This window comes from Stenotrophomonas sp. Marseille-Q5258, assembly GCF_946900935.1.
Classification (GTDB): domain Bacteria; phylum Pseudomonadota; class Gammaproteobacteria; order Xanthomonadales; family Xanthomonadaceae; genus Stenotrophomonas; species Stenotrophomonas nematodicola.
The window spans coordinates 21781-29110 of sequence record NZ_CAMPPN010000032.1 but is presented as its reverse complement, the minus strand read 5'-3'; the positions used below and the strand labels follow the sequence as shown (position 1 = coordinate 29110).

At 63.7% G+C, this 7330-nt stretch carries 6 protein-coding genes; all 6 read left to right on the top strand.

Annotation, left to right across the window (positions count from 1 at the left end; genetic code table 11):
* The coding region (locus tag OC534_RS17215; RefSeq protein WP_262072257.1) for a thioesterase domain-containing protein at nt 1–1103 on the top strand (1103 nt) is incomplete at its 5' end.
* Between the two features lie 76 nt (nt 1104–1179).
* Nucleotides 1180–2529, top strand: coding sequence for an MFS transporter (locus tag OC534_RS17210; protein WP_136007135.1), 1350 nt, complete (start codon nt 1180–1182; stop codon nt 2527–2529).
* 59 nt (nt 2530–2588) lie between these two features.
* Entirely contained in the window at nt 2589–2801 is a 213-nt protein-coding gene (locus OC534_RS17205) for an MbtH family NRPS accessory protein (RefSeq protein WP_017355340.1), read from the top strand.
* Nucleotides 2802–2828: 27 nt separating this feature from the next.
* Nucleotides 2829–4085 carry an HlyD family efflux transporter periplasmic adaptor subunit gene (locus tag OC534_RS17200; RefSeq protein WP_017355341.1) on the top strand — a complete coding sequence of 419 codons (1257 nt, stop codon included), beginning with the start codon at nt 2829–2831 and terminating at the stop codon, nt 4083–4085.
* Nucleotides 4086–4095: 10 nt separating this feature from the next.
* Nucleotides 4096–4821 (top strand): ABC transporter ATP-binding protein, encoded by a 726-nt coding sequence (locus OC534_RS17195; RefSeq protein WP_017355342.1) that lies wholly within the window; start codon nt 4096–4098, stop codon nt 4819–4821.
* 1 nt (nt 4822) lies between these two features.
* A complete protein-coding gene (locus OC534_RS17190) occupies nt 4823–7261 on the top strand; it encodes an ABC transporter permease (protein WP_017355343.1) in 2439 nt (812 codons plus the stop codon).
* Nucleotides 7262–7330: the final 69 nt, after the last annotated feature.

Below are 7330 nucleotides of genomic sequence, written 5' to 3'. Positions count from 1 at the left end.
CGGCCCGGCTGTGCGTGCTCGACGCCCTGCCGCTGACCCCCAACGGCAAGGTGGACCGCAAGGCGCTGCCGCTGCTGGAGGCGGTGGCCGAGGAAGTGGTCGCTGCCGACGGTCCGCTGGAGCAGCAGTTGCAGGCGATCTGGGGACAGCTGCTGGAGCAGCCGCAGATCGGGGTGACCGCCAACTTCTTCCATAGCGGCGGCCACTCGCTGCTGGCGGTACAGCTGATGTCGCGCGTGCGCGAGGCGTTTGGGGTGAGCCTGCCGTTGTCGCTGGTGTATCGCGCGCCCACGATCCGCGGCTTCGCCAGCGCGATGCAGACCCCTGCGTCGTCCACGATGGTGGTGCCCCTCAATCGCACCCAGGCGCTTCCGGCGGTGTTCGCGATCCACGCCGCGGCCGGCGACATCGGGCGCTACCGCACATTGGCCGACGCGCTGGACGGCAGGTTGAGCGTGCACGCGATCCAGCGCCCGGAGAATATCGGCGACGCGCCCGTCGAGCTGATTCCGATCGATGTACTGGCGCAGAAATACGTGCGGCAGATGCGCATGATCCAGCCGCACGGACCCTACCGTCTGATGGGCTGGTCGCTGGGCGGACTCATCGCCATCGAAATGATCCGGGAGCTGGAAAAACAAGGGGAAAGAGCGTCCCTTCTGGTGACCATCGACACGGTCTGGGCCGGGCAGAAAACACGTGATTTTGTGAGCAACTGGATCAATGGACAGCCCTGGAAATGGGTGCTAGAGTCGATCACTGATGACAAGGGGGTAATGGACGTACTCGATGAAGCCATCGGCTTCAGTCACGACGGCATTCTGGACGCCATGAAGGGGAGATTCAGGGCACTGGCCGCAGCCAATCTGCTGGCGGTCCTGGATCAGCGTACGGACGGAAGCATCCAACCGGATTTCCATCTACGCATCATCGCGGAAAGAACGGCGGAGACCATGGACATGGATCTCCAGACGACGATGGCTGGGCGTTTGGTCGATCCCGTGGGATCGCGTGTCATGCAGGTCCGCGCCGATCATTTCTCGGTCATCGACCATCCCGCCGTTGCAGAGGCCTGTGCGGATGCGGCGTCTGCAACCGCATGACGCTGGGGGCCCGTCGAGCGCTTCAGATCAGTTCCCGTATTGACCGCAGTAGCGCTTCAGGAGGAGGCACTATCGAATGTCGGCAGGATTGAGAAGATTTCTGGTCGTATGGTCGGGGCAGACCATCTCCGTCGTTGGTACCCAGTTGAGCAGTTTCGCGCTGGGTGTATGGATATTCCAGCGCACTGGATCGGCGCTGCTGTTCGGCCTCTCGATCGCATTGCAGATCGTTCCCGGCGTGCTGCTGTCGCCACTGGCAGGCGTGATCGTCGACCGGTTCAACCGGCGCACCGTGATGCTGGTGTCCGATCTGTGCGACATGGTGGTTGCGCTGGTGCTGTTCACCCTGCTGCTCAACGATCAGCTGCAGGTGTGGCACATCTACATCGCGGTGCTGCTGTCGTGCGCGCTGACCACCTTCCAGCAGCTTGCGTATGCGGCCTGTGTCGTCCAGTTCGTGCCGCGCGAGAAGCTGGGCATGGCCAACGGCCTGGTGCAGCTGAGCATTCACGGATCGGCGGTGATGGTCCCGCTGGGCGCGGCGCTGCTGATGCAGTGGATCGGCCTGAAGAACATCATGCTGATCGACTTCGCCTCGTTCGGCATCGCGCTGGTCACGCTGCTGCTGGTGCGCTTCCCGTCGATACCGGCCAGCACCGGCGTTGGCGCGCGGCCGGGTCTGGCGGGCATCCGTAACCAGATCGTCGATGCGTGGGGCTACCTGCGCGCACAGCCCGGACTGCTGTCACTGCTGTACTTCTTCGCGATCAGCAGCTTCTCAATCGGCTTTGTCCAGGTTCTGTTCCGGCCTCTGGTGCTGACCCTGTCCGATGCCACCACGCTGGGACTATTGATGACCGCCGGCGGGATCGGTGGATTGACCGGCGCCATCGTGATGGCGACATGGGGCGGCCCGCAGCGGCACATCGACGGCGTCACCCGGTTCATGTTCCTGGCGGGCTGCGCGATCATCCTCTGCGGCGCGACAGGCTCGGTATGGCTGATCGGCGCGGCTGCAGTCCTGTTCTCCTTCTGCGTGCCGATCATCACCTCCTGCTCGCAGGTGATCTGGCAGCGCAGCATTCCCGAGGACATGCAGGGGCGGGTGTTCGCCTTCCGCCAGGTGATTTCGACGCTCTTCATGCCGTTGGGCATGGTGCTGTCGCCGTTCCTCGCCGAGTACGTGTTCGAGCCGTTGATGCGCACCGACAGCGGACTGTCGCGCACGCTCGCCCCGCTGCTTGGTGCCGGCCCGTCGCGTGGCATGGCGTTGCTGTTCATCGTGATGGGCCTGGTGGTCGTCGTGGTCGCCCAGGTCGCCATGCGCAATCGTGGCGTGCAGCAGCTCAGCCACCTGACCAAGTCGAACATCCGCCAGCCATCCGCCCCGGCACAGCCGCAGGTGGTGGCGAACGAAGGCGGTTGACCCCCCCGGCACGGATAGGCCGGAAGTGACAGTGACGTTGTGATCTAGGAGAGCAAGCAATGAACACAGAGTATGAAGACAGCCTGACCTACGTCGTGGTCGTGAACCACGAAGAGCAGTACTCCATCTGGCCCGAGCACAAGGATATTCCGCTGGGCTGGACCGACGCCGGCAAGCACGGCACCAAGGCCGAGTGCCTGGAGCACATCAAGGAAGTCTGGACGGATATGCGTCCGCTCTCGCTTCGCAAGGCAATGGAAGCCGTTTCCTGACGTCGTACTTCGGACAAGTGTGTTGACATGGACCGTAAGATCGAGGCGCCAAATCGTAAGAAGACCCGGATCGCCATCGCGGCGGCGGGCGTGGCGGCTGTCGCCATCGCCTATGGCGTGCTGTCGGCCGCCAGCACCAGTTCGGCCAACGTCGACCGGGGCAAGCTGACCATCAGCCAGGTGAAGACCGGTGCGTTCGCCGAGTACCTCCCGCTGCGTGGCCAGGTGATGCCGGTGGACACCATCTACCTCGATACCGAGGAAGGCGGGCGGGTGGATGCCGTGCACATCAAGGAGGGCAACCCGGTCAAGGCCGGGGATCTGATCCTGACCCTGACCAACAACCAGCTGCAGCTGGATGCGATCACGCGCGAAGCGCAGATCAGCGAACAGCTCAACAACCTGCGCAATACCCAGTTGGCATTCGAGCAGAATCGCCTGCTGCTCAAGCAGCAGCTCGTACAGTCGGATTATCGGCTGGCGGAGATGAAGCCGATGCTGGAACGACGGCGCGAGCTGTCGCTGCAGAAGCTGATCTCCGAAGAGGACTACCGCCGGATGGCGGAGGAGTTCCAGTACCAGACGCTGTCGCGCGAAATCATTGTGGAATCGCAGAAGCAGGAAACGCGCATGCGCCAGGCGCAGATGAGCCAGCTTGAGGACAACCTCAAGCATCTCCAGGCCAATCTGGCGGTGGCGCGCAAGAACCTGGAGAACCTTGCCGTCCGCGCCCCGGTCACCGGCCACCTGACCATGCTGACCGCCGAGGTGGGCGAGTCGAAGGCGAAGGGGCAGCGGCTGGGGCAGGTCGATGTGCTGACGGCCATCAAGGTCACCGCGCTGGTCGATGAGTTCTATATCGGCCGTCTGCAGGCCGGTCAACTGGCCAGCTGCCAGATCGGTGGAAAGCCGTTCGATCTGATCATCGACAAGGTGTACTCCGAGGTGGTCGATGGGCAGGTCAAGATCGACTTCCGCTTCAAGGCAACGCCACCGGCGGATGTGACCCGCGGGCAGACGTTCCAGGTCAACCTGCAGCTGAGCGAGCCGAGCCAGCGCCTGATGCTGGCGCGTGGGGGGTTCTTCCAGGACACCGGCGGCAGTTGGGCATTCGTGCTGGATCCGTCGGGAAAGACCGCGCAGCGTCGGGAGATCAAGCTGGGCCGCAAGAATGTGAATCACTTTGAAGTGCTTGAGGGGCTCAAGGAGAAGGAATCGGTGGTGGTGTCCAGCTACGGGCACCTGGTCAACGTAACCAAGCTCGAATTCAATACGGACAATTGAGGGGGTCAGGATGTTGCAGCTTCACCAGGTAACCAAGAAGTACATCGCCAGCGAAGTCGAAACCACTGCGCTGAACAGCATCGACCTGAACATCGCCCCGGGCGATTTCGTTGCGGTCATGGGGCCGTCCGGTTGCGGCAAGTCGACCCTGCTCAACGCGGTTGGCATGCTCGACCGACCCACATCGGGCAGGTTCGAGTTCATGGGCGAGGACATCATGTCGATGACCGAAGCGCGCCTGGCGAATCTGCGCAAGACCAATCTCGGGTTCATCTTCCAGAGCTTCAACCTGATCGATGAACTGTCGGTGTGGGACAACGTCGAGCTGCCGCTGGTCTACCAGGGGGTGGCCGCCGCAGAGCGTCGCCAGCGTGTCGAGGAAGCCCTGACGCGCATGGCGATCCTGCCGCGCAAGGACCACATGCCGCAGCAGCTGTCCGGCGGCCAGCAGCAGCGCGTGGCCATTGCCCGAGCCGTGGTGACCCGCCCCAAGCTGCTGCTGGCCGACGAACCAACCGGCAACCTGGACTCCAAGAACGGCGAAGAGGTGATGAACCTGCTGCGTTCGCTCAACGCCGACGGCGCCACCATCCTGATGGTGACCCACTCGCGCGAGCACGCCACCTATGCCAACCGCATGATCGAGATGGTCGACGGCACTATGGTCAGCGACCATCGCATCGAAGCTGCCCCGGCAGCGCCGGTCGTCCGCCAGACCGAAGCGAGCGAGGCATGAGATGTTCAAGAACTATCTGCTGATCGCGTGGCGCAACATCACGCACAACAAGCTGTACACCGGCATCATCCTCGCCGGACTGGTGGTGGGGCTGACCTGCGCCATGCTGGTGGCGACGTTCGTCCGCCATGAGCTGAGCTACGACCGGAGCATTCCGCACTACGAGCGCACCTACCGTGTCGGCTTCCAGGTGCTGGAGAACGGGGTCCATGTGACCACCGCCAAGCTGGCCCCTGCCGCCGCGCCCTACGTGAAGGACAACGTCGCCGGTATCGAGGCGGTGGTCCGCATGTACTCCCTGCAGGGCAATCAGTTCCGGGTGATCCGCGACGAGGCGGTCTTCAACCAGGACGATGTGTACTTCGCCGATCCCAATGTGTTCTCGATGTTCCCGGCCGAGTTCATCGAAGGGAGCGCCACCACGGCACTCGATCAGCCCGGCAAGGTGGTACTGACCCGTGAAGCGGCCGAGAAGTACTTCGGTACGGCCGACGCCGTGGGCAAGCGCCTGACCCTGGAAGGCACCAACAAGGTGGACGTGGTCGTGTCGGCCGTCGTCGAGAATCTGCCGGCCACCACCCACCTCAACTATCGCCTGCTGGTCTCCATCGATACGCTGAAGACGCTGTACACGGCCAAGATCCTGGACACGCTGGCCGATGCACGGGCCTACACGTACATCCGGGTCGAGGAAGGACGCAGCCGTGAACAGGTGATGTCCGATCTGCAGGTGCTGTTCAAGCGCTTCCAGGACGTGCATGAGGTGCTCACCCCGCTGCTGGTCCGCGTGGATGACATCCATCTGCGTGCGCCGCCGTCGGACAACGAGATGAAGATCAACGGGGACATCAACACGGTCTACGTGTATGTCGCCATTGCGCTGGTCATGCTGTTGGTGGCGGCGGTCAACTTCATGAACCTGGCCACCGCCCGTTCCAGCCGCCGTGCCAAGGAAGTGGGCATCCGCAAGGTGCTCGGCGCCACGCGGGGCCAGCTGGTGGCGCAGTTCATGATCGAGGCGATGGCCTTGACCCTGGTCGCCTTCGTGATCTCGGCGCTGCTGGCGATGGTGTTGATTCCGTCCTTTGGCGGTGTGCTGGGGCGCGATCTGCACTTCACCCTGTTCAGCGATCCGCTGCTGCTGGGCGGGCTGCTGCTGGTGGCCGTGATCGTGGCGCTGTTGTCGGGCAGCTACCCCGCGTTGTACCTGTCCGCCTTCGAGCCGGCCAAGGTGCTCAAGGGCGATGTCACCCGCGGCCGCGCCGGCGCGCTGTTCCGCAAGTCGCTGGTGACCTTCCAGTTCTGCGTGTCGGCGGTGCTGGTGGTGGCTACCGTGGTGGTGCTCGCGCAGATGCGCTTTGCCGAAGCCGAACGCCTTGGCTACAACAAGGAGCAGGTGGTCACGCTGACCCTGCCGGCGCGGGTTGCGGGCCAGTACGACGCGTTCCGGCAGCAGTTGCTGTCCGACCCGTCGGTGCGGTCGGTGGCCGGTTCCAGCCGCATCCCGACCGAGCACCTCGGCGACATGATGGCGCTGCAGATCGACGGGGCCGAGTACGCGATGTACTACTACCTGTCCGTCGAGGAGGACTTCTTCTCCACGTATGAGGTGGCCTTCGCGGCAGGGCGGCCGTTCGCCCGCGAGCGGTCCGGCGAGCGCATCATCGTGCCCACCGAGGAAAACCCGGTGACCCAGGCCAAGCTGGTGGTGAACGAGTCCTTCGTCAAGGCGCAGGGCTGGTCACCGGAGGATGCGATCGGCAAGACCGTGGACATCCAGCTCAGCGAGGACCCGCAGCGGCCGTTGATCAAGACCACCGTGATCGGCGTCGCCAACGAGATGCACTTCACCTCGATGCGCCAGAAGAGCCGCCCGGCGGTGTTCGTGGTCTCGCCGGACACCTTCCGCAAGGTGTCCATCAAGGTGGATGCAGCCAACATCGATGGCGCGCTCAAGCACATCAATACGGTGTGGGACCGCTTCGCTGCCGGTGAGCCGATGGAGGCGCAGTTCCTCGATGTGCGCTTCGACGCCATGTACCACCTTGAGAAGCGCCAGGCCAAGGTATTCACCTGGCTGGCGGGCCTGACCATCGTGATCGCGGTGTTCGGTCTGTACGGGCTGGTGTCCTATTCCACCGAGCGGCGGACCAAGGAAATCGGTATCCGCAAGGTGCTGGGCGCCAGCAATGTCAGCATCGTGATGCTGTTCATCAAGGAGTACAGCTGGCTGGTGCTGCTGGCCAACGTGATCGGCTGGCCGATCGCCTACATGGTCATGCGGGACTGGCTCAACGGCTTCGAATACCGCATCGACATGAATGTGGTGTTCTTCGCCATCGCGGCGCTGGTGACCTTCACGGTGGCCTGGCTGACCGTGTTCACGCAGGCGTATGCGGCGGCCAAGGCAAGGCCGGTCAACTCGCTGCGCTACGAGTGATGCAGAGGGGCGGGGCGACAGGGTCGCCCCGCCACCGGCCCGGGTTGCCGGGGCGGCAACGAACGTGGG

Bases quoted from the DNA above. Each gene is read 5' to 3' on its own strand.
- OC534_RS17205 (WP_017355340.1), top strand. From the start codon at position 2,589: ATGAACACAGAGTATGAAGACAGCCTGACCTACGTCGTGGTCGTGAAC.
- OC534_RS17195 (WP_017355342.1), top strand. From the start codon at position 4,096: ATGTTGCAGCTTCACCAGGTAACCAAGAAGTACATCGCCAGCGAAGTC.
- OC534_RS17190 (WP_017355343.1), top strand. From the start codon at position 4,823: ATGTTCAAGAACTATCTGCTGATCGCGTGGCGCAACATCACGCACAAC.
- OC534_RS17210 (WP_136007135.1), top strand. From the start codon at position 1,180: ATGTCGGCAGGATTGAGAAGATTTCTGGTCGTATGGTCGGGGCAGACC.
- OC534_RS17200 (WP_017355341.1), top strand. From the start codon at position 2,829: ATGGACCGTAAGATCGAGGCGCCAAATCGTAAGAAGACCCGGATCGCC.